Source organism: Sphingomonas sp. Leaf62 (genome assembly GCF_001421915.1).
Lineage (GTDB): Bacteria > Pseudomonadota > Alphaproteobacteria > Sphingomonadales > Sphingomonadaceae > Sphingomonas.
Genome location: NZ_LMLN01000028.1, coordinates 516,567 through 537,897, shown reverse-complemented (window position 1 = coordinate 537,897; position 21,331 = coordinate 516,567). Strand labels below are relative to the sequence as shown.

Sequence of the window (21,331 nt, the reverse complement as noted above, 5' to 3'; positions counted from 1 at the left end):
GATCCACCTTGTAATTCGTAAAAGAGCGAATGCCGGGACGGGCGTATCGGCCCGCCCCGGCATCGGCGTGTCATCGCGGGTTACGCGACGGGTCGGATCAACGGCCCTGGCAGGCGAAGTAGACCGACGAGAAGACCGGCGGGCCGGCATCCTGCTTGGTGGTGTCGGCCGCACGGATCGTCGAGCGGTCCGTCGCGCTGGTTTCGCCAGCAATCAGGTTGATGCAGGCGACGTTGCCGACCGACTTCACCACGCCGTTGACATAGCGCATGTCCGAACCGCCGCGCTGACGGATCGCCGCCGGCGCGAGTGCCGTCTGGATGAAGGTGAAGTTGGCGTAGGTGCTATAGGTACGCGGCAGCAGGTCTTCGCCGTTGTTCGAGTCGATCTCGGTCGAGAACGAGTCGGCGGTCGCACCGAGCACGCGCTGCGCCGCGATCATGAACTGCATGAAGCCGCGATAGCCGTTATCGATGTCGAAGCCGTCATCATCGGCACCGGTAATGGCGATGTACTTCAGGTTGGTCGTACCGCCGAAGATTTCGATGCCGTCATCGGCCGAGTTGTGGCTCTGGATATGATCCAGCACGGTGCCGCTGCCGGTACCGCCGAGCGTCAGGCCCTGCAATTCGTTGCCGTCGCTGATCGCGATGCCCGAATAGCGGATCTGGACATAGGACATCTGGCCCGAATTGTCGGCGGCATTCGGCCCGCCGTAGAAGCGGCCGGTCACGCCTTCAATCGCCTGCTGACACGTCGTCGACGAACCGTCGGCAGTATTCGGGCCGGTGCCGGTGGCGCAGACGGCGGTCGGCGCACGGCCGAGCAGGATGATACCGCCCCACTGACCCTGCGACGCGTCCGACACGCCGTTGTTTGCGAGGTTCTGCTGCGAGGTGAAGATGATCGGTGCGTCGCGCGTACCGATCGCCGAAATCTTCGAACCGCGGTTCACCAGCAACAGGTCGTTGGTGTTTTCCGACGAATCGGCCGCGATCACCGCACCGGCAGCGATCGTCAGCGTCACCCCATTGGCACCAACACTACCTTCGTCGCGACCAACTTCGGTCTGGCCGCGCAGGCGATACACGACGCCCGCGATCTTCGGCAGCGACAGATCGGTGGTGATGTTCTGCGGCAGGCGGCAATAGCGCAGCGTCGGGCTGGTCGAGCTGTTCGTGCCATCGTCGGTCGTGCCGGTCGGACAGACCGAGGTCGCAGCGGCATAGGTACCGATCGAGGGCACCGAGGTGCAGCGCGCGCCCGAACCACCGAATTCGGCCGAGGTCGAGTTGCAGGTCCAGCCCTGGAACGCGGTATCGGTCGGACCGTTCAGCGCGCCGACATAGTTGGTGCTGGTGAAGAAACTGTTGATCGTCGACGGATCGGCTGCGGTCGTCAGCGACGTCGCGCCGACCGGATACACGCCGTTCAGTACCGACCCGACGCCGTTGACGTTATTGTTGGTGCCGGCGTTGACGATCGCGAGCTGTTCGTCCGACGTCACGGTGATGCCGTTGACAGTGGTTTGCGCGGCGAACTGCGCAGCGGTGATCGCGCTCGGCGTGGCCGACGCGGTTGGGGTGGGCGTGGGAGCCGGTGCCGGAACCGTCACGTTGATGCTGCCGGCACCCGGCGAGGCGACGCCATCGGCTCCGCTGCACCCGGCCAGCGCGGCACAAGCCGTCGTCGCCATGAGAATAAAGCCGAAGCGCTTGCTGCTGGCCATCACCGATGAACTCCCGAAACCTGGTTTGTCGTTATGCGGGCGCGAGGCCCGGCGATCGTCCAAGGCTCCCCCTCTGACCGATCCACGCTTGCCCGTTAGGATCGGCGGATGACGGCACCATGCGATTCCGGTGAAGGTTCGAAGACGGTACGGTTTCGATTTTGTGACAGTGCGCCGGATCGGGACGGCAGCGTCCCGAATCAGAAACGGCCGCCCGGCATGTCGAACCTCTGGACAGGGGTTCGACATGCAGGACGGCCGTTAATCTGGTGGGCGCGACAGGGATTGAACCTGTGACCCCACCCGTGTGAAGGGTGTGCTCTACCGCTGAGCTACGCGCCCGGAAAGCCGGAGGCCGGCTCCCTAAAGGGGTCCGGCCATAGTGTCCAGAACTTAATTCACCGAATCCTTCAGGCCCTTGCCGGCCTTGAACTTGGGCTGCGAGGACGCCTTGATCGTCATCGGTTCACCGGTGCGCGGGTTGCGGCCGGTTGATGCCTTGCGCTTCGAAACCGAAAACGTGCCGAATCCGACGAGGCGTACTTCATCGCCCTTCTTGAGCGCCGCCGAGATGACGTCGAATACCGCTTCGACCGCCTTCATCGCATCGCCGCGGGTAAGCCCCGAATGGTCGGCAACCTGCCCGATCAGCTCCTGCTTGTTCATCCCGTGGAACCCCCTTCGTCTCAGAAAAAAATATAGCCAGATTCGAACGCGGTAATAAGGCCGCTTCGTCGAAACCTGTCAAAGCAAATTGGCAAAGTCAGCGCAATCCAATGGATTGCGTAATATCGCTGCCAAGCGTCGGTTGGGCGACGCCGACGGGCCGGTGTTACCCGCCCCGCCGCCATCGATCAATGCGGTCGCGATTCGGCGATACCGGGTACTGGCACCGGCGGCTGCGCGGCCAGATCGTCGGCCTCGGTCCAGTCGATCGCGGTCAGTGGTTCGGTCAGGGCGAGTCGCAGCACTTCGTCGACATGCGACACCGGAATGATCTCCAAGCCGCTGCGGACGTTCGCCGGGATTTCCGCCAGATCCTTTTCATTCTCGATCGGAATCAGCACGGTAGTAATGCCTCCGCGCATCGCCGCCAGCAGCTTTTCCTTCAAGCCCCCGATCGGCAACACGCGCCCGCGCAACGTCACTTCGCCGGTCATCGCCACTTCGCGTCGTACCGGCACCCCGGTCAGCGTCGACACGATCGAGGTGACAAGCCCGATGCCGGCAGACGGCCCGTCCTTGGGAACAGCACCTTCGGGCAGATGGATATGCACGTCCTTGCGATGGAACAGGCTCGGCTTGATGCCATAGCCCGGCGAGCGCGCCTTGACGTAGCTCCACGCCGCCTCGACCGATTCCTTCATCACGTCGCCGAGCTTGCCGGTGGTCTTGACCGACCCCTTGCCCGGCACGGTGACGCTTTCGATCGTCAGCAACTCGCCGCCGACTTCAGTCCAGGCGAGACCGGTGACCGCACCGATCTGATGCTCTTCCTCGCCAACACCGAAGCGATACTTACGAACGCCGGCAAATTCCGACAGGTTTTCCGGCGTGACGGTGACCGACGTTGCCTTGCCCTCAAGGATACGGCGCAAGGCCTTGCGAGCCAACTTCGCGATCTCGCGCTCCAGCGTCCGCACGCCCGCTTCGCGGGTGTAATAGCGGATCAGGTCGCGAAGCCCTTCCTGCGTCAGCTCGAACTCGCCCGCTTTGAGGCCATGGGCATCGACCTGCTTGGCGACCAGATGCCGTTCGGCGATCTCGACCTTCTCGTCCTCGGTATACCCCTCCAGCCGGATGATCTCCATCCGGTCGAGCAACGGCTGCGGCAGGTTCAGCGTGTTGGCGGTGCATACGAACATCACGTCCGACAGATCGATGTCGATCTCCAGATAGTGGTCGTTGAACTTCGCATTCTGTTCGGGGTCGAGCACCTCGAGCAACGCCGATGCCGGATCGCCGCGGAAATCCTGGCCCAGCTTGTCGATCTCGTCGAGCAGAAACAGCGGGTTCGATGCCCCGGCCTTGCGCAGGTTGGTGACGATCTTGCCCGGCAGCGAGCCGATATAGGTCCGGCGATGGCCGCGAATTTCGGCCTCGTCGCGCACGCCACCCAGCGACTGCCGAATGAATTCGCGCCCCGTCGCCTTGGCGATCGACTTGCCGAGGCTGGTCTTGCCGACGCCCGGCGGGCCGACGAGGCACAGGATCGGCCCCTTCAGCTTGTTGGTCCGCGCCTGCACCGCCAGATACTCGACGATCCGGTCCTTGACCTTTTCCAGCGCGTAATGATCCTCGTCGAGGACGGTCTGCGCAACCGCGATGTCTTTCTTCAGCTTGGACTTCTTGCCCCATGGCAGGCCCAGCAGCACGTCGAGGTAATTGCGTACGACGGTCGCCTCGGCGCTCATCGGCGCCATCGTCTTGAGCTTCTTCAGCTCCGACGTCGCCTTGGTCCGTGCTTCCTTGCTGAGTTTCAGCGTCGCGATCTTCTGGGTCAGCTCGGCGATTTCGTCGCCATCGCCATCCTCGCCCTCGTTACCGAGTTCGCGCTGGATCGCCTTCAACTGCTCGTTCAGATAATATTCGCGCTGGGTCTTCTCCATCTGCCGCTTCACGCGGCTGCGGATTTTCTTTTCGACCTGCAATACGCCCAGCTCGCCTTCCATGAAGGCGAACACCATTTCCAGCCGCTTCTGCGGATCGGCCTCGACCAGCAGCGCCTGCTTGTCGGCGACCTTGACCGCGATGTTGCCAGCGACCGCATCGGCGAGGCGCGAGGCATCGTCCAGCTCGGACAGCTGCACGGCGGTTTCGGCGGGCAGCTTCTTGTTGAGCTTGGCATAATTCTCGAACTGGTCGACGACCGACCGCATCAGCGCCTTCAGTTCGGCACTCGGCTGGGCGACGGTTTCGGTGACGCGCTCGTCCATGCCCGCATCGGCATCTTCCAGCGTCGTATCACCCGCTTCGGCCGGAGCGACGGTCGCCACCAGATAATTGTCGACCGTTTCCAGTTCGGTCAGCGTCGCGCGCGCCTTGCCCGACACCAGCACCCGTACCGTACCGTCGGGCAGCTTCAGCATCTGCATGACTTCGGCCGAAACACCGACATCGTACAGGTCTTCGCGCGCCGGATCGTCCTCACCCGGGTCGAGCTGCGCCACGAGGAAGATTTCCTTCGATCCGGCCATCGCCGCTTCCAACGCGGCGACCGACTTGTCGCGCCCGACGAACAGCGGCACGATCATATGCGGAAAGACAACGATATCGCGCAGCGGCAGCACCGGCAGCTTCAGCGGCTCGGACGAAACGGAATTGGTAATCTCGGACATGGACACTCCACGACCCGGCCGAACTGCCGGACCCACCTACCTATATGGTGGTACTTACCGCCCCATCAATCTCCGGTCGATGGGAAGCTGATCGGTGGCTTTTTCCCTGACGCTCCTGCTTGCCGGCGCGGCGGCGCTATCGCCGGCCCCAAAACTGCCACCGATCCCGCCGGTGCATCCGATGACGCTTCGATCTGGAGGGCAGGTCGCACCGGAACGTGCTGCGTTGCGGCTGGCGCATGTCGACCTCGCGATCGAAGCGCTACCGGCACGGCGCGCGCTATCCGGGCGGGCCGTCCTTACGCTCGATGCACGGGCGGCGACGCCGCGAATTATCATCGACCTCGACGATGCGTTGACCGTGTCGGCAGTAGCGATCGGCGGGACCGCCCTGCCCAAGGCGGCGTGGCGGCAGGGCGGCGGGCAGATCGTCATCGATCGTCCGCTGTCCACCGGACAACGAGCGGCAATCGACATCCGCTATGCCGGCCAACCCCGCGTCGCCAAACGAGCGCCATGGGACGACGGCTTCGTATGGAGCGAATGGCAGAGCAAGCCATGGTTCGGCACCACCGCTCAGTTGACCGGCTGCGACCTGTGGTGGCCTTGTCTCGATTTTCCGGCGGGTGAGCCGGCCGCGGCAGACTTGCACTTCACCGTGCCCGCCGGCCTGTCCGCGCCCGCCAATGGCGTGTTGCACGGGATCGACCGGCTACCGGACGGGCGCACGACGTGGAACTGGCATTCGGGATCGGTGAACCCCTATGCGCTGGCGATCAGCGTCGGGCCGTACCGGGAAATCAGCGGTACCTATCGCAGCCGTTATGGCAACGTCATCCCGCTCCATTTCTGGCACCTGGTGGGCAAGGATGCCCCGGCCGCGAAGCTGTTCGACGAATTCGCCCCGACACTCGATTTCTTCGAACAGGTTATAGGCCCCTACCCGTTCGCCGATCAGAAGGTCGGCGTGGTCGAGACGCCGTATCTCGGCATGGAGCATCAGACGATCAACGCCTATGGCAATGGCTACAAGCCGGCACCGGAGGGTTTCGACTGGCTGTTCCAGCACGAATTCAGTCACGAATGGTTCGGCAATCAGATGACGGCGGCCGACTGGGACGATTTCTGGCTCCACGAATCGTTCGCCGCCTACATGCAGCCCCTCTATGCGAAATGGCGAGAGGGCGATGCCCGTTACACCGCCATGATGCTGGTCCAGCGCGACCGGATCGCCGCCAGGGTGCCTGTCGTATCGGGCGTTCCCCGCACCGCGCGCGAGATGGAGGGCAAAGCCGGTCCCGGTAGCGACGTCTATTTCAAGGGCGCGTGGATGCTCCACGCGCTGCGCCACCTGATCGGCGATCGGGCCTTTTTCGCTGCGACCCGACGGCTGGTATACGGGCGGCCCGACCCGAAACCCGGCAATTTCCAGCCGCGGTTTGCGACCACCCGCGATTTCGAGATCGCCGTGGCGCAGGAAAGCGGCCGCGACCTCGGCTGGTTCTTCGACACCTATCTGCGGCGGGGCACCCTTCCCGACCTGATCGAGACCCGTGACGGCGATCGTCTGACGCTGCGGTGGAAGGTGCCGGGCGATGGCCCGTTCCCCCTGCCGGTCGAGGTGGCGGTCGATGGCGTCGTGCGAACCCTGCCAATGGCCGATGGCAGCGGCACCCTCGTCTTGCCTGCCGACGCACATGTCGTGATCGATCCGATGGCGCGGCTGCTGCGCCGATCGATCGCGGTCGAGCGGATGCAGGCACCGATCGCGCCGCCAAACGTTGCAACGCCATGAAACAGCTTGGAAAACGTGCGGCCGAAATGGCAGCGACCTTCATGATCGGCGACGGTATGCTCGGCCTGTTGCAGCCGCGCCGCCATGTCGAACTGTGGCAGGAGCGTGCGGGCGGCGCGGAGCTGCTGGTGCGGCCGTTCGTCGACCGCCCGAACCGTCGCCGCGCCTATGCCGTTCTGCAGATCGCCGCCGGTCTGGCGCTTGCCGCGCGGCAGGTCGCTACACGACGATGACCCGTTAGTCACGGGTCTGACGCCTCGCGCTGGATCGATTATCCTGCGGCGATCGTGTCGATCCACGCGGGTAGCTCGCCAAGACCGGTGAGTTGCCGAAACCGATCGGGATTCGATGGCGGCGGCGCGGCTTCGTGCGTCCATGCCAGCGGCTGCGGTACGAACGCCGCCCACGCTCCGGCGGCCAGCGCGGGCAGGACGTCGGATCGCATCGAATCACCGGCCATCACCGCCCGCTCCGCCGGAACACCATAGCGATCGAACAGCCGCGCAAAGGTGTCGACCGTCTTGTCGCTGACGATCTCGATCCCTGAAAACCGGTCACCCAGCCCCGACGCCGCCAGCTTCGCCTCCTGATGCAGCAGGTCGCCTTTCGTCACCAAAACCAGTCGGCCACGATCGGCCAGGGCATCGAGCGTTGCCTCGATCCCGTGCAGCAGGTCGACCGGATGGGCGAGCAGCCGCCGTCCGGCCGCAAGCAGGTCGGCGATGACCCCAGTCGGCAATCGCTCGCCGCCCAGTTCCAGAGCGGTTTCGATCATCGACAGCGTGAACCCCTTGGCACCATAGCCATAGAGTTTAAGGTTGCGCGCCTCGCACGCCTCTAGCGTTTCCATCGCCACGTCGCCGTCCGCAAAGGGCCGAAGCATCGCGACGAAGGCGGCATGCGCCTCCTCGAAATGCCGCATATTGTGCCACAGCGTGTCGTCGGCATCGAGGCAGATGAGTTCGATCGGCATGACTTAGGCAATACCGAACGGCCCGGCCCGTCGAAAGCCCATAAACGAAACGGGCGCCGGTTACCCGACGCCCGTCTGTCACTGCAAGGTAGGCAGCTTACGCCGCGTCACCCGCTTTTTTCTTTTCGGCATAAACGCGGACCGGTTCCTTGCGACCCTCGATCACGTCCTTGTCGATCACGACTTCATCGACGCCATCCATCGACGGCAGATCGAACATCGTGTCGAGCAAGATGCCTTCGAGGATCGACCGCAGACCGCGCGCACCGGTCTTGCGCTCGATCGCGCGCTTCGACACCGAGACCAGCGCCTCGTCGTTGAAGCCGAGCTTCACACCCTCCATGTCGAACAGCTTCTGATACTGTTTGACCAGCGCGTTCTTCGGTTCGGTCAGGATCTTCAACAGCGCCGCAACGTCGAGATCTTCCAGCGTTGCGATCACCGGCAAACGGCCGACGAATTCGGGGATAAGGCCGAACTTGAGCAGATCCTCCGGCTCGGTCTGGCGCAGCACCTCGCCGGTGCGGCGCTCTTCGGGTGCCGCGACATAGGCACCGAAGCCGATCGATTTGCCCTGCAGACGGTCGGCGATGATCTTTTCGAGACCCGCGAACGCACCGCCACAGATGAACAGGATGTTCGTCGTATCGACCTGCAGGAACTCCTGCTGCGGATGCTTGCGCCCGCCCTGCGGCGGAACCGACGCGGTCGTGCCCTCCATCAGCTTGAGCAGCGCCTGCTGCACGCCCTCGCCCGACACGTCGCGCGTAATCGACGGGTTTTCGGCCTTGCGGCTGATCTTGTCGATTTCATCGATGTAAACGATCCCGCGCTGCGCCCGCTCGACATTATAGTCCGACGCCTGCAGCAGCTTGAGGATGATGTTCTCGACATCCTCGCCGACATAGCCGGCTTCGGTCAGCGTTGTCGCGTCCGCCATGGTGAACGGCACGTCGAGGATGCGTGCCAGCGTCTGCGCCAGCAACGTCTTTCCGCAACCGGTCGGGCCGACCAGCAGGATGTTCGACTTCGCCAGTTCGACGTCGGCACCCTTCTGACCATGGTTCAACCGCTTGTAATGGTTGTGAACCGCGACCGACAGGACACGCTTGGCCTGCTTCTGCCCGATGACGTAATCGTCGAGCACGTTGCAGATTTCCTGCGGCGTCGGGACACCGCCGTCCTTCTTGGCGACCAGAGCCGACTTCGTTTCCTCACGGATGATGTCGTTGCACAGTTCGACGCATTCGTCGCAGATGAACACGGTCGGACCCGCGATCAGCTTACGCACCTCATGCTGCGACTTGCCGCAGAACGAGCAGTACAGTGTGCTCTTGGAGTCGCCGCCGCTGAGCTTCGTCATTCAAATCATCTCCCGCGCCGCCGTGGCGCGTCTTGCCGCCTGTCAGGATACACACAGGCTCATATCCGGCAATGCCTTAAAAGTTTATCCGAACGCGCCGCCGGTTCATGCGCGGTCAGCCGAACCGCCTCAGGCTCCCGAGCTTCCTTCCTCGGGCGCGCCCGGACGCTTGTCGAATACCTGATCGACCAGTCCAAACGCCTTGGCCTCGTCCGCTTCGAGGAAGGTATCGCGGTCCATCGCCCGTTCGATCACATCCAACGGCTTCCCGGTGTATTTCGCGTAAAGGTCGTTCATCCGACGGCGAATACGCAGGATTTCCTTGGCCTGAATTTCGATGTCCGACGCCATACCCTGCGCGCCGCCCGACGGCTGGTGGATCATGATGCGCGCGTTGGTCAACGCGACACGCATGCCGGGTTCGCCCGACGCCAGCAGGAAGCTGCCCATCGACGCCGCCTGACCGATGCAGACCGTGCCGACGCGTGGACGGATATACTGCATGGTGTCGTGGATCGCCATACCGGCCGTCACCACGCCGCCCGGCGAATTGATGTACATCCAGATGTCCTTCTTCGGATTTTCCGATTCGAGGAACAGCAGCTGCGCGGTGATCAGCGAGGCCATATGATCCTCGACGCCGCCGGTCACGAACACGATGCGTTCACGCAACAGGCGCGAATAGATGTCAAAGCTGCGCTCGCCGCGGCTCGACTGTTCGATGACGATAGGGACGAGGCCGTCGTGAATATCCTGCATTGGGTTCCCGCTGAGTAGATTTCGACCCCTACATCGGCGCTCGTGGAAGACGACGCAAGAGGCTACCCCGCCGCAGCGCACCCGGAAAGATGGTTAGCGGCCACCCGGTGCGCGGTGCGCGAGATAGGCAAGCCGCCGAACCTCCCGCCTGCCGCGTACGACGGTATCGAGGATCAACCCCGAGAACAGGCAGAGCGACGCCAGAATTACGAGGCCGGTCGCGAGGATCGCGGTCGGAAAGCGTGGCACCAGTCCGGTCTTTGCATAGGTGATCGCGAGCGGCACCGCGAGGATCACGGCGAGCACCGCCAGCGCCAGTCCGATCGCACCGAAGAACCACAAGGGCCGCTCGATCCGGTAGAGAGTCGCGATGGTACGGGCGATGCGAAAGCCGTCGCCATAGGTCGACAGCTTCGAGGCCGATCCCTCCGGACGGGCGAAATAGCGCGTAGCGATCTCCGCCACCGGCATGCGAAGTTCGAGCGCGTGGACGCTGATCTCCGTCTCGATCTCGAACCCGGCCGACAGCGACGGAAAACTCTTTACGAACCGGCGCGAAAATACCCGGTAGCCTGACAGGATATCGGTAAAACTCCGGCCGAACAGCCGGGCAAGCATGCCCGTCAGCATGGCATTGCCGAAGCGGTGACCGCGCCGATAGGCCAGTACGGCCTCGCTTACCCGTTGCCCCACGACCATGTCGAGTTGTTCGTCGATCAACCGCGCGACCAGTTGCGGTGCCGCCTCCGCGTCATAGGTCGCATCGCCGTCGGCCATGACGTAGATGTCGGCGTCGATGTCGGCGAACATCCGTCGCACGACCGCACCCTTGCCCTGCAGGCGCTCGGTCCGCACCACCGCCCCCGCCGCCTGCGCGACCTCGATCGTGCGATCGGTGGAGTTGTTGTCGTACACATAGACGGTCGCCTGCGGCAGCGCGGCGCGGAACTCGGCGACGGTCGCCGCGATCGCGGCTTCTTCGTTATAGCAGGGCAGCAGGACGGCGACGGTCATGGACATGCCCGGGCGTACAACATCCCGCGTCGCCGAAAGCAAGCATCCCGACAGCAAAAGACCGCCCGCTCCCGTTCGGGAAGCGGACGGCCTTTATGCCGTTCCGTCCGGACCGATCAGCCTTCTTCGGCTTCGGTCTCGACCTTCTTCTTGGCGCGTGGCTTCTTGGCCGGTGCCGGTTCGGCCTCCGCGTCAGCGGTTTCGGCCGGCGCATCGTCGGCCTTCTTCGCAGGTGCCTTGCGGGTCGCGGCCTTCTTCTTGGGCGCTTCGGCTTCGGCCGATGCGTCGGGCGCTGCCGGCTCGACGTCCTTGGCCGTTACCGGCTTCGCCGCAGCATGGTCATGGTCATGGTCATGGCCGTGATCATGACCGCAGTCCGGGCCGTGCACGTGCGGCACCGCACCTTCTTCGCTCTCGATCGCTGCTTCGAGTTCCTCGCGCGACACTTCGCGGTCGGTGATCTCGGCCTTGCCGAACAGGAAGTCGACGACCTTGTCCTCGTACAGCGGGGCACGCAGCTGGGCGGCCGCCATCGGCTCCTGCTGCACATACTGCATGAAACGCTGGCGATCTTCCGGGCCATACTGCTGCGCGGCCTGCATGATCAGGCGCTGCATTTCCTGCTGGCTGACCTCGATGCCGTTGGCCTGGCCGATTTCCGACAGCAGCAGGCCGAGACGGACGCGACGGACGGCGATCTGGCGATAATCCTCACGCTCGGCTTCCAGCTCGGCACGGGCGGCTTCCGGATCGGCTTCGTGGCCGGCTTCATGCTGAAGCTGTGCCCAGATCTGCTCGAACTCGGCTTCGACCATCGACGGCGGCACTTCGAAATCATGGCCCGCGGCGAGCTGATCGAGCAGCTTCCGCTTCATGTGCGTGCGGGTCAGGCCGTTGAGCTCCTGCTCGATCTGGCCCTTGATGAGGCCACGCAGCTGCTCGAGGCTTTCGAGACCCAGCGACTTGGCGAACTCGTCGTCCGGACCGCCTTCGGCAGGTACCTTCACATCGGTGATCTTCAGGTCGAAGGTCGCGGCCTTGCCCTTCAGGTTTTCGGCCTGATAGTCGTCGGGGAAGGTGACGTTGATCGTCTTTTCGTCGCCCTTCTTCACGCCGACCAGCTGGTCTTCGAAACCGGGGATCAGACGACCCGATCCGATCTCGATCGACATGCCTTCGCCGGTGCCGCCGTCGAACGCGACGTCGTCGACCTTGCCGACGAAATCCATCACGACCAGATCGCCGGTCGCGGCCTCATGGTTTTCCTCGGCGTCTTCGTGGCGCTTGTTGTTGCTGGCGAGCTGTTCGATCTGCTGATCGACCACCGCTTCGTCGGCGGGGACGGTCAGGCGCTCCAGCTGCAGCCCGTCGATCGCCGGGGCCGGCACGTCGGGCAGGACTTCCAGCGAGACCGAAACCGCAGCGTCCTCGCCGGGCGCATAGGTGCCGTCGAGCGACACCTGCGGGGCGGTGGCCGGGCGCAGCTTCTGTTCGGCGATCAGCGTCTGGATGCCGTCCTGGATCGAGCTGTTGAGCGCATCCTGCGCCAACGCCTCGCCGTGCATCTTGCGAACCAGGTTCGCCGGCACCTTGCCGGGGCGGAAGCCGGGCATCTTCACGGTCGGGGCAACGCGCTTCACCTCGGCATCGACCTTTGAGTCGATATCCGCCGCGGTGATGGTCAGCGTGTAGGCGCGCTTCAGGCCCTCGTTCAACGTCTCGACAGTCTGCATTCTCGAAGCTTTCGTCAAAGGAATCGATTCGGGGCGGCTCCAGCCTCGACCGGGCGGCGGCGTCACTGGTGCGGGCGAAGGGAGTCGAACCCCCACATCTTTCGATACTGGAACCTAAATCCAGCGCGTCTACCAATTCCGCCACGCCCGCCGAGCGGACGCCGCCGGCACGGGCGCGTCTATAGCAGCCATGCACGCCGGGGCAAGTCGCCACGCTTCGCAGAGTTGCGTGCGGGCCGCAACCCGCGTCCGCGGGACGCGTTGGGAGAAATGAAGGAGAGCGCGTTCATGCCCGTAGAACCACCCATTCCCGCCGAAACCCCCGCCCCCGATCCCGGCGTCGCACCGACCACGCCGCCGCCCGAATATCCGGTGCCGCAGACCGAGCCGGGACAACCGACCGCCCCGCCGCCCGAAATCGACGTCCCCGGCCCTGACATCGACGTGCCATCGCCCATGCCCGGCAGCGATCCCGGGGTAACGCCGGTACCCGGCCAACCCGTGATGGATGGGAACTGACATGAGCGACCGGGATCGCAGCAGCCACCCCGACAGCCCGCCCGAAGGCGACACCGATCGCCGCAGCGACATCGAAAAGACAGTCGATACCGTCAATGGCGATGTCGAACGGGCCGGTACCGACGCCGGTGCCACGTCACCCACCGAGCCGACCGTCTCGCCCGACAGCGCCGGTGGATCGGGCGGGGTCGTCCGCAATCAGGAAAGCGACGGCCAATAGGTCAGCGCGAAACGACCCGCCGCGCGGTGATGACCTTCACCGGCGCGGCGGGCATTTCGCCCTTGAACGCGCCATTGGTCGCCTTCGCCGGATCGACCGGCGTATCGAGTATCTTGGTCAGAACATCGCGCCCCTCGACGATCCGCGCGAAGGCGGCATAGCCCTGCCCGTCGGCCGGTACGCCCGGAGCGGCATCGAGCGAACGCCTTTGATCCCCGACCGAGATCGTGAACTCGCCCCGAGCCGTTCCGACGCCGAGTCGCGCGACCGATAGCGTGCCATCGGTGTGCGACAGACCGGTCTGAGTCGTCGGTTCGTGCTTGATCGGCGGCAGATACCGTTTCGCGTCGGTGTGCGGGCCGAACTGCACGAAGCCGAAATCGGGGCCGACCTTGACGATGCGGTAGAAGCTGACGCCGTCGAGCCGCTTCTGATCGACATAGCGCAGAAAATTGGCGGCGGTGATCGGCGCGCGCTTCGTCTCCACCTCGACGACCAGCGTTCCCGCCGTCGTGACGATCGCGACGCGCGGCAGCGGCGCTTCGGCCGGTGTCGAAACCGGTGCCTGTGCCAGCGCCGGTCCTGCCCATGCCAGCGCCAACAGCAACGCGCGTCGCGTCGTCTTCATCATCCCAGCGCCTTCTTCAGCAGGTCGTTGACCACGCCCGGATTGGCCTTGCCGCCCATCGCCTTCATCGTCTGGCCGACGAAGAACCCGAAGAGCTTGTCCTTGCCGCCGCGGTAGTCGGCGACCTTGTCGGCGTTCTTTGCCATGACCTCGGCGATCACCGCCTCGATCGCACCGGTGTCGCTGGTCTGCTTCAGGCCGCGTTCCTCGACGATCGCGTTCGCCCCCTGCCCTGTTTCGAGCATGAATTCGAATACCTGCTTCGACAGCGTGCCCGACAGCGTGCCGTCGGCGACCAGCTTCAGCAATTCCGCGCCTTGTGCCGGCGAGACCGGGCTGTCGACAATGCCCTTACCCAACCGGTTCAGCGCCCCGTACAGGTCAGAAATCAACCAGTTGGCGGCGGACTTTGCCGGCACGTCCGAACCGCATTCGGCCAGCAGCGCCTCGAACCAGCGCGCCGTTTCAACCTCGGCGGTCAGTACGGCGGCGTTGTACGCCGACAGGCCCAACTCGCCCTCATAGCGATTGCGCTTGGCATCCGGCAGTTCGGGCAGGCTCGCACGGCATTCGTCGAGGAATGCGTCGTCGAGTTCGAGCGGCAGCAGGTCGGGATCGGGGAAGTAGCGATAATCATGCGCGTCTTCCTTCGATCGCATCGACCGGGTCACGCCCTTGTCCGGATCGAACAGGCGGGTTTCCTGCACGATGCGGCCGCCATCCTCGATCACCGCGACCTGCCGATTCGCCTCATATTCGATCGCGGCCATTACGAACCGGACCGAGTTGACGTTCTTGGTCTCCGTCCGCGTGCCCAGTTCCTCGCCCGGCCGGCGCACAGAGACATTGACGTCGGCGCGCATCGACCCCTGATCCATATTGCCGTCGCACGACCCGACATAGCGCAGGATCGTCCGCAGCTTCGACAGATACGCCCCTGCCTCGGCTGGCGAACGCATGTCGGGACGGCTGACGATCTCCATCAGCGCGACGCCCGACCGGTTGAGGTCGACGTACGAGCGGGTCGGATGCTGGTCGTGCATCAGCTTGCCGGCATCCTGCTCGACATGGATGCGCTCCACGCCGATCGTCTTGGTCGGGCTGTCGGGATTCTTCTCGTCGAGCACGACCGTGACCGACCCCTCGCCGACCAGCGGGTGGTAGAGCTGGCTGATCTGATAGCCCTGCGGCAGATCGGCGTAGAAATAATTCTTGCGGTCGAAGCGCGACCATTTGTTGATGACCGCATCAATCGCCATCCCGGTCCGCACCGCCTGCCGAATGCATTCGCGATTCGGCGTCGGCAACATGCCCGGCATCGCGGCGTCGATCAGCGACACCTGCGTATTCGGCTCGGCACCGAACGCGGTTGCCGCCCCGGAGAACAGCTTGGCGTTCGACGTGACCTGAGCATGGACTTCGAGGCCGATCACGACCTCCCAGTCGCCGGTCGCGCCACGGATGCGATAGGTGGATTCGGTCATCGTCTTTTTCTTCTGCTCCGACCAAAGCGTTTGGTGACGGCATTTTCACACCGATCAAACAACACTCCGAACAATTCCGTTATGACCTCGCCGATCGCCTGGAAGAGCAATTCGGCAAGGAAATGAATCACCACCACTTATCCGCACGGGCAACAAATCCGGCCCGCTGCTCGATCGCCAGTCCGGCGTTCAATACGCCCTGTTCATCGAGCGGTCGGCCGATAATCTGCAACCCCAGCGGCAACCCGTCCTTGTCGACGCCGCCCGGCACACTCATCGCCGGCAGGCCCGCCAGCGACGACGGCACGGTGAAGACGTCGTTCAGGTACATCGCAATCGGATCGGCGCTCTTTTCGCCCAGCGCGAACGCCGCCGACGGCGCGGTCGGGGTCAACAGCACGTCGCACTGCTCGAACGCCGCTTCGAAATCGCGCGCAATCAGCGTCCTCACCTTTTGTGCTTGCGTGTAATAGGCGTCGTAGAAACCGGCCGACAGCACATAGGTGCCGATCATGATCCGGCGCTTCACCTCGTCGCCGAAGCCCGCGGCGCGGGTCGCGGCATACATGTCCTGCAGGCCGGCACCATCGGGCAGCACCCGTTGACCATAGCGCACGCCATCATAGCGGGCGAGGTTCGACGACGCTTCGGCCGGAGCGATGATGTAATAGGCCGGCAGCGCATATTTGGTATGCGGCAGCGAGACCTCGACGATCTCCGCGCCGGCATCCTTCAGCCAGTCGATGCCTTGCTGCCACAGCGCCTCGATCTCGGCGGACATGCCGTCGACACGATATTCCTTCGGGATACCGACGCGCTTGCCGCGCAGGTCGGCGTTCAGCCCCGCTTCCCATGCCGGGACCGGCAGGTCGAGCGAGGTCGCATCCTTGGGATCGAACCCGGCCATCGCCTCCAGCATGATCGCGCAGTCGCGGGTATCGTGCGCCATCGGCCCCGCCTGATCGAGCGACGAGGCGAAGGCGACGACGCCGTAGCGCGAGCAGCGGCCATAGGTCGGCTTGATGCCGGTGATCCCGACGAACGCGGCCGGCTGACGAATCGAGCCGCCGGTATCGGTGCCGGTCGCCGCCGGGCATAGCCGCGCCGCGATCGCCGCCGACGAACCACCCGACGAACCGCCCGGTGCCAGCGGCGCGGTATCGCCCGGCCGACGCCATGGCGAGATGACGTTGCCGAACGCACTGGTTTCGTTGGACGATCCCATCGCGAACTGGTCGAGGTTCAGCTTGCCCAGCATCCCCGCACCGGCATTCCACAAATTGCCCGACACGGTCGATTCATATTGCGGCACGAAGCCCTTCAGGATGTCGCTCGCCGCCGTGGTCTCCACGCCCTGGGTGCAGAACAGGTCCTTCATGCCGATCGGCACGCCGGCAAGGGGCTTGAGCGTCTCGCCGGCGGCGCGCGCATCGTCGGCTGCCTTGGCAGCGGCGCGCGCATGGTCGGGGGTCTCGACAAGGAAGGCGTTGAGCGGCTTCGCAGCAGCGACCGCGTCGATGAACGCATCGGCGACGTCGCGGGCGGAAAAATCGCCGCCGCGCACGCCGTCGCGGATCGCGGCGACGCCAAGGTCGGTCAGGTTCGACACTATTCGATCACTTTCGGAACGGTGAAAAAGCCATGCTCGCCCTGCGGCGCATTGGCGAGCACACGGTCGCGGACGTCGCCATCGGTGACGACATCGTCGCGCAGGCGCAGATGATTGGGGATGACCGCGGTCATCGGCTCGACGCCGCTGGTATCGACCTCGCCCAGTTGCTCGATGAAACCGATGATATTGCCGAGTTCGGGTGCCAGCTTTTCGGCTTCGGCATCGGTGATCGCGATACGGGCAAGGCCGGCCACGCGTTTGACGGTTGCAGGTTCGACGGACATGGCATGGGCGGCTAGCATTCCGGCGAGCCCCCCACAAGCACCGCAAAGCGGTTGCACGGGAACGCCGCTTCCCCCACCAATGCCGCGATAACGGCGGAGACGGGGTTGGCGCGCAAATTCCTGTATGTGGTGGCGGCACTGATCGTGCTGGCGATCGCCGCGCTGTTCGCCTTTCGCCTGTTCGGCAACGACCTGTTGCGCCGGGCGATGGTCCCGGGCGTCGCGTTTCGCGCCGAACCCGCGATGCCGGCCAACGCCTATGCCGACCGCGCCCTGTGGTTCGCCCGGCCGGGACTGACCAATACGCCGGTCGACTGGCTGCCGCAGGGTATCGCACCGACGGCACCGGGCGATGCCGAAGTCTTCTTCGTTCATCCGACGTCGTTCGTAGGCACCGATCGCTGGAACGCCGCGCTCGATGATCGCGAATCGAACGGCCGGGCGCAGGTGTTCCTGCGCGGACAGGCCAGCGCGTTCCGCGCCGCCGGTCGGGTCTGGGCACCGCGCTATCGCCAAGCGACGTTCGGTGCCTTCCTGACCGGCGACGCCGCGGCCACGCAGGCGCTCGATCTCGCCTATCGTGACGTTGCCGCGGCGTTCGATACGTTCGTCGCCGAAGCCGATCCGAAGCGCCCGATCATTCTCGCCGGGCACAGCCAGGGCGCACTGCACCTGACGCGACTGCTGCGGGAGAAGGTTGCCGGCACCCCGCTCGCCCGCCGCATCATCGCGGCTTATGTCGCCGGCTGGCCGGTATCGAAGGTAACCGACCTGACCGCGCTCGGCCTGCCCGAATGCACCACCGCCGATCAGGTGCGCTGTCTGCTGTCGTGGCAGAGCTTCGCCGAACCTGCCGACCCGACGCTCATCGTCGAACGATATGACGCGTCGACCGGGTTCGATGGACGTGCACGCAGCGGGACGCCGATGGTATGCACCAACCCGCTGACCGGCACCGCCAACGCCGCCGCGCCGGCTAGCGCGAATCAGGGCACGCTGATCCCAGACAAGGAACTGATCGACGCGACGATGACGCCGGGCCTGGTCCCCGCCCGTTGCGACGGACGCGGTTTCCTGCTGATCGGTGACGATCCGCCCAATCTCGGCCCCTATGTGCTGCCGGGCAACAACTGGCACGTGTATGATTACAGCCTGTTCTGGGCGAATGTCCGCGCCGACGCACTGCGCCGGCTGGCCGCGTGGGAGAAACGATGATTACCGACGACCGCGCTGTCTTTCGCGACGCGCTGCCCGAAGGCGGTCGACTGATCGGGCTCGATGTCGGGACCAAGACGATCGGCACCGCGCTGTGCGATGCCGGATGGAGCTTCGCCAGCCCGGCGATCCTGATCAACCGGACCAAATTCACCGCCGACAAGGCGCAGCTCACGACCCTGATCCGCCAGCAATCGGTGCGCGGCATCGTCGTCGGCCTGCCGCTCAACATGGACGGCACCGATTCGCCACGGACGCAGTCGATCCGGGCGTTCGCCCGCAATCTCGACGATAGCGGCCTGCCGATCTTCCTGTGGGACGAACGCTGGTCGACGGTCGCCGTCGAACGGCAGATGATCGCCGAAGACCTCAGCCGCGCCAAACGCGCCGAACGCGTCGACAAGCTGGCCGCCGCCTATATTCTGCAAGGGGCGATCGACGCGCTGGTCAACGTTCCGCTCGGCTGACCTTGCGCGAGCGCGTGGCCCGGCCTAACCGGTCGTCTCGATGCATAGCTCAGACCACCGCCCCGCCGCCATGATCGATGGGGGTGCCGTTTTCCCGCATCGTCACCTGACCGGGATCGAGGGGTTGCAGCCTCATGAGATCCTGTTCCTGCTCGACGAAGCGGAACAATGGATCGACGCCAATCGCAGCCGCGGTCCCAGCGACCATCGGCTGGACGGCGTGACCCAGATCAACGCCTTCTTCGAAAACAGCACGCGCACGCTGCTGTCGTTCGAGATCGCCGGCAAGCGGCTGGGGGCCGACGTAGTCAACATGCATGCCGGCCAATCGAGCGTGAAGAAGGGCGAGACGCTGATCGACACCGCCGTGACGCTCAACGCGATGCGCGCCGACGTGATCGTCATCCGCCACGGTTCGTCGGGCGCGGTGCAGCTGATCGCCGACAAGGTCGATTGCCCGGTGCTGAACGCCGGCGACGGCTGGCACGAACATCCCACGCAGGCGCTGCTGGATGCGCTGACCATCCGCCGGCGGCTGGGGGAAATCGCGCACCGGCGCGTCGTGATCTGCGGCGACATCCTGCACAGCCGGGTCGCGCGGTCGAATATCCTCGCCCTCACCACGCTTGCCGCCGAAGTCCGCGTCGTCGCGCCGACGACGTTGATGCCGCAGGCGATCGAATTGATGGGCGTCACCCCCTTCACCGATTTCGACGCCGCGCTGGAGGGGGCCGATGTCGTGATGATGCTGCGCCTGCAGAACGAACGGATGAACGGCGGCTTCATTCCCTCGACCCGCGAATATCATCTCCGCTACGGCCTGACCCGCGAACGGCTGAAACGGGCCGAGCCGCACGCGATCGTGATGCATCCAGGACCGATGAACCGGGGGATCGAGATTACCAGCGACGTCGCCGACGATCCCGAACGCTCTACCATCACCGAACAGGTCGAAATGGGCGTCGCGGTGCGCATGGCGTGCCTCGACGTGTTGACCCGACGCAGCCGTGGCGTGGAGGGTTGGGCATGAGCATGATCTTTACCGGTGGCACGCTGGTCTGTCCCGATAGCGGCGTGCGCAGCGGCGATCTGGCCGTAAGCGGCGATACGATCGCCTCGGACGTTTCGAACGCCGAACGCATCGACATAACCGGCAAGCTGCTGGCACCGGCGATCGTCGATCTCGGCGTCTTCGGCATCGATGCCGCTGCCTGCCGGGCGGGCGGGATCGTCCGGGTCGGACTGATGCCCGATCAGGCCCCGGTCCTCGACGATCCGGGCATCGTCGCGCGGGCGGCGCATATGGGCAAGCCCGATATCTGGATCCACCCGCTATCGGCCGCGACGCAAGGGCTGCGCGGCACCGACCTCGCCGAAATGGCGATCAACGCCGAAGCGGGTGCGGTGGCGGTCGCGACCGGGCGGCGATGGATCGCCGACAGCGGCGTGATGCGCAAGGTGCTGGCCTATGCGCGCGACTGCGATCTGGTCGTGGTCGCCCATGCCGAGGACGGCGGCGTCGCTGGCGACGCGGTGGCGACGTCGGGTGAGACGGCGACGCGGCTCGGCCTGCCCGCTGCACCCGCCATCGCCGAAGCGCTGGCGATCGCGCGCGACGTGATGCTGGCGGAGGATACGGGCGCGCGGCTGCATTTCCGACAGGTGACGACTGCCGCCGGGTTCGATCTGATCCGGGCGGCCAAGCGACGCGGCGTTCGCGTCACCTGCGGTATCACCCCCGCCCATCTCTATTTCTCCGACATCGTCATGAGCGATTTCCGGACCTTCGCCCATCTCTCGCCGCCGTTGCGCGACGAAGGCGATCGTCGCGCCGCGCGCGCCGCGCTGGCCGACGGGACGATCGACGTGTTGTGTTCGGGGCATGATCCGCGCGGTCCCGAGGCCAAGCGCCTGCCCTTCGCCGATTCGGAACCCGGCATGGCGGGGGCGGAGACGCTGTTGGCGCTTGGGCTGGGGCTGGTTCGCGACGGGCTGATCGAACTCGACCGCCTCTTCGCGTTGCTGGCGCGGAACCCGGCGAAGCTGCTCGGCCTCGATACCGGCACATTGGCCACCGGTGCGCCCGCCGACCTCATCGTCGTCGATCAGGACACGCCGTGGCAGGTCCGCGCCGACGCACTGGCGGGCAAGGCGGCGAACACGCCGTTCGATGGCCTGCCGGTGCAGGGCCGCGCGGT

General features: G+C 65.0%; 19 protein-coding genes, 2 tRNA genes and 1 pseudogene. 8 read left to right on the top strand and 14 right to left on the bottom strand.

What is annotated here, in order from left to right:
* Positions 1-97 precede the first annotated feature (97 nt).
* The 4 genes from ASE91_RS14055 to lon all read right to left on the bottom strand — a co-directional run bounded on the left by ASE91_RS14055 (position 98) and on the right by lon (position 5,067).
* Positions 98-1,729 (bottom strand): hypothetical protein, encoded by a 1,632-nt coding sequence (locus tag ASE91_RS14055; protein ID WP_055994604.1) that lies wholly within the window; start codon positions 1,727-1,729, stop codon positions 98-100.
* 267 nt (positions 1,730-1,996) lie between these two features.
* A tRNA-Val gene (locus tag ASE91_RS14050) sits at positions 1,997-2,071 on the bottom strand.
* A 51-nt stretch (positions 2,072-2,122) separates the two neighbouring features.
* On the bottom strand, positions 2,123-2,395 hold the full coding sequence (locus ASE91_RS14045; RefSeq protein ID WP_055756411.1) for an HU family DNA-binding protein: 273 nt from the start codon (positions 2,393-2,395) through the stop codon (positions 2,123-2,125).
* A gap of 188 nt (positions 2,396-2,583) precedes the next feature.
* Entirely contained in the window at positions 2,584-5,067 is a 2,484-nt protein-coding gene (gene lon, locus ASE91_RS14040; RefSeq protein WP_056627076.1) for an endopeptidase La, read from the bottom strand.
* A gap of 94 nt (positions 5,068-5,161) precedes the next feature.
* Between lon and ASE91_RS14035 the strand changes: the two genes are divergently transcribed.
* Entirely contained in the window at positions 5,162-6,862 is a 1,701-nt protein-coding gene (locus ASE91_RS14035; protein WP_056627074.1) for a M1 family metallopeptidase, read from the top strand.
* Positions 6,863-6,888: 26 nt separating this feature from the next.
* Positions 6,889-7,095, top strand: a complete 207-nt coding sequence (locus ASE91_RS14030; protein ID WP_235530490.1) for a hypothetical protein — start codon at positions 6,889-6,891, stop codon at positions 7,093-7,095.
* Between the two features lie 38 nt (positions 7,096-7,133).
* Here ASE91_RS14030 and ASE91_RS14025 read toward each other — a convergent pair whose 3' ends face one another.
* The 6 genes from ASE91_RS14025 to ASE91_RS14000 form a co-directional block, all read right to left on the bottom strand.
* Positions 7,134-7,835: an HAD family hydrolase gene (locus tag ASE91_RS14025; RefSeq protein ID WP_056627071.1), complete on the bottom strand. Its 702-nt coding sequence runs from the start codon at positions 7,833-7,835 to the stop codon at positions 7,134-7,136.
* 97 nt (positions 7,836-7,932) lie between these two features.
* The gene (clpX, locus tag ASE91_RS14020; protein ID WP_055994619.1) at positions 7,933-9,198 is read right to left on the bottom strand and encodes an ATP-dependent Clp protease ATP-binding subunit ClpX; all 1,266 of its coding nucleotides are present in this window, start codon (positions 9,196-9,198) and stop codon (positions 7,933-7,935) included.
* Between the two features lie 129 nt (positions 9,199-9,327).
* Positions 9,328-9,957 carry an ATP-dependent Clp protease proteolytic subunit gene (locus ASE91_RS14015; protein WP_055994623.1) on the bottom strand — a complete coding sequence of 210 codons (630 nt, stop codon included), beginning with the start codon at positions 9,955-9,957 and terminating at the stop codon, positions 9,328-9,330.
* Between the two features lie 93 nt (positions 9,958-10,050).
* Positions 10,051-10,977 carry a glycosyltransferase family 2 protein gene (locus tag ASE91_RS14010; protein WP_055994626.1) on the bottom strand — a complete coding sequence of 309 codons (927 nt, stop codon included), beginning with the start codon at positions 10,975-10,977 and terminating at the stop codon, positions 10,051-10,053.
* Positions 10,978-11,087: 110 nt separating this feature from the next.
* Complete coding sequence (gene tig, locus ASE91_RS14005) at positions 11,088-12,704, bottom strand: trigger factor (RefSeq protein ID WP_056627063.1); 1,617 nt, start codon at positions 12,702-12,704, stop codon at positions 11,088-11,090.
* A gap of 66 nt (positions 12,705-12,770) precedes the next feature.
* Positions 12,771-12,855 (bottom strand) — tRNA-Leu (locus tag ASE91_RS14000).
* A gap of 137 nt (positions 12,856-12,992) precedes the next feature.
* Between ASE91_RS14000 and ASE91_RS13995 the strand changes: the two genes are divergently transcribed.
* Positions 12,993-13,223, top strand: a complete 231-nt coding sequence (locus ASE91_RS13995) for a hypothetical protein (RefSeq protein ID WP_056399734.1) — start codon at positions 12,993-12,995, stop codon at positions 13,221-13,223.
* A gap of 1 nt (position 13,224) precedes the next feature.
* On the top strand, positions 13,225-13,443 hold the full coding sequence (locus tag ASE91_RS13990) for a hypothetical protein (protein WP_056627062.1): 219 nt from the start codon (positions 13,225-13,227) through the stop codon (positions 13,441-13,443).
* 1 nt (position 13,444) lies between these two features.
* On the opposite strand, the gene ASE91_RS13985 is transcribed toward ASE91_RS13990, so the two are convergent.
* The 4 genes from ASE91_RS13985 to gatC form a co-directional block, all read right to left on the bottom strand.
* On the bottom strand, positions 13,445-14,071 hold the full coding sequence (locus tag ASE91_RS13985; RefSeq protein WP_443024541.1) for a peptidylprolyl isomerase: 627 nt from the start codon (positions 14,069-14,071) through the stop codon (positions 13,445-13,447).
* The gene (gatB, locus tag ASE91_RS13980; RefSeq protein WP_056627060.1) at positions 14,071-15,555 is read right to left on the bottom strand and encodes an Asp-tRNA(Asn)/Glu-tRNA(Gln) amidotransferase subunit GatB; all 1,485 of its coding nucleotides are present in this window, start codon (positions 15,553-15,555) and stop codon (positions 14,071-14,073) included. The genes ASE91_RS13985 and gatB overlap by 1 nt, the downstream gene beginning before the upstream one ends.
* A 127-nt stretch (positions 15,556-15,682) precedes the next feature.
* On the bottom strand, positions 15,683-17,164 hold the full coding sequence (gene gatA / locus ASE91_RS13975; protein WP_056627059.1) for an Asp-tRNA(Asn)/Glu-tRNA(Gln) amidotransferase subunit GatA: 1,482 nt from the start codon (positions 17,162-17,164) through the stop codon (positions 15,683-15,685).
* Entirely contained in the window at positions 17,164-17,451 is a 288-nt protein-coding gene (gene gatC, locus ASE91_RS13970; protein WP_055994643.1) for an Asp-tRNA(Asn)/Glu-tRNA(Gln) amidotransferase subunit GatC, read from the bottom strand. Before gatC ends, gatA begins: the two co-directional genes overlap by 1 nt.
* Before the next feature lie 105 nt (positions 17,452-17,556).
* Here gatC and ASE91_RS13965 point away from each other — a divergent pair, with 105 nt between their 5' ends.
* The 4 genes and pseudogenes from ASE91_RS13965 to ASE91_RS13950 form a co-directional block, all read left to right on the top strand.
* Positions 17,557-18,666, top strand: coding sequence for a DUF3089 domain-containing protein (locus ASE91_RS13965; RefSeq protein ID WP_056627057.1), 1,110 nt, complete (start codon positions 17,557-17,559; stop codon positions 18,664-18,666).
* Positions 18,663-19,133, top strand: a complete 471-nt coding sequence (gene ruvX, locus ASE91_RS13960; protein WP_056627055.1) for a Holliday junction resolvase RuvX — start codon at positions 18,663-18,665, stop codon at positions 19,131-19,133. The genes ASE91_RS13965 and ruvX overlap by 4 nt, the downstream gene beginning before the upstream one ends.
* 40 nt (positions 19,134-19,173) lie before the next feature.
* Entirely contained in the window at positions 19,174-20,163 is a 990-nt protein-coding gene (locus ASE91_RS13955; RefSeq protein ID WP_056627053.1) for an aspartate carbamoyltransferase catalytic subunit, read from the top strand.
* A pseudogene (locus ASE91_RS13950) lies at positions 20,160-21,331 on the top strand (dihydroorotase); the annotation flags it as partial. The gene ASE91_RS13955 and the pseudogene ASE91_RS13950, both read left to right, overlap by 4 nt.

Coding starts and splice junctions, on each gene's coding strand:
- ASE91_RS14055 (WP_055994604.1), bottom strand. CDS start 1,729: ATGGCCAGCAGCAAGCGCTTCGGCTTTATTCTCATGGCGACGACGGCT.
- ASE91_RS14045 (WP_055756411.1), bottom strand. CDS start 2,395: ATGAACAAGCAGGAGCTGATCGGGCAGGTTGCCGACCATTCGGGGCTT.
- lon (WP_056627076.1), bottom strand. CDS start 5,067: ATGTCCGAGATTACCAATTCCGTTTCGTCCGAGCCGCTGAAGCTGCCG.
- ASE91_RS14030 (WP_235530490.1), top strand. CDS start 6,889: ATGGCAGCGACCTTCATGATCGGCGACGGTATGCTCGGCCTGTTGCAG.
- ASE91_RS14025 (WP_056627071.1), bottom strand. CDS start 7,835: ATGCCGATCGAACTCATCTGCCTCGATGCCGACGACACGCTGTGGCAC.
- clpX (WP_055994619.1), bottom strand. CDS start 9,198: ATGACGAAGCTCAGCGGCGGCGACTCCAAGAGCACACTGTACTGCTCG.
- ASE91_RS14015 (WP_055994623.1), bottom strand. CDS start 9,957: ATGCAGGATATTCACGACGGCCTCGTCCCTATCGTCATCGAACAGTCG.
- ASE91_RS14010 (WP_055994626.1), bottom strand. CDS start 10,977: ATGTCCATGACCGTCGCCGTCCTGCTGCCCTGCTATAACGAAGAAGCC.
- tig (WP_056627063.1), bottom strand. CDS start 12,704: ATGCAGACTGTCGAGACGTTGAACGAGGGCCTGAAGCGCGCCTACACG.
- ASE91_RS13995 (WP_056399734.1), top strand. CDS start 12,993: ATGCCCGTAGAACCACCCATTCCCGCCGAAACCCCCGCCCCCGATCCC.
- ASE91_RS13990 (WP_056627062.1), top strand. CDS start 13,225: ATGAGCGACCGGGATCGCAGCAGCCACCCCGACAGCCCGCCCGAAGGC.
- ASE91_RS13985 (WP_443024541.1), bottom strand. CDS start 14,071: ATGAAGACGACGCGACGCGCGTTGCTGTTGGCGCTGGCATGGGCAGGA.
- gatB (WP_056627060.1), bottom strand. CDS start 15,555: ATGACCGAATCCACCTATCGCATCCGTGGCGCGACCGGCGACTGGGAG.
- gatC (WP_055994643.1), bottom strand. CDS start 17,451: ATGTCCGTCGAACCTGCAACCGTCAAACGCGTGGCCGGCCTTGCCCGT.
- ruvX (WP_056627055.1), top strand. CDS start 18,663: ATGATTACCGACGACCGCGCTGTCTTTCGCGACGCGCTGCCCGAAGGC.
- ASE91_RS13955 (WP_056627053.1), top strand. CDS start 19,174: ATGCATAGCTCAGACCACCGCCCCGCCGCCATGATCGATGGGGGTGCC.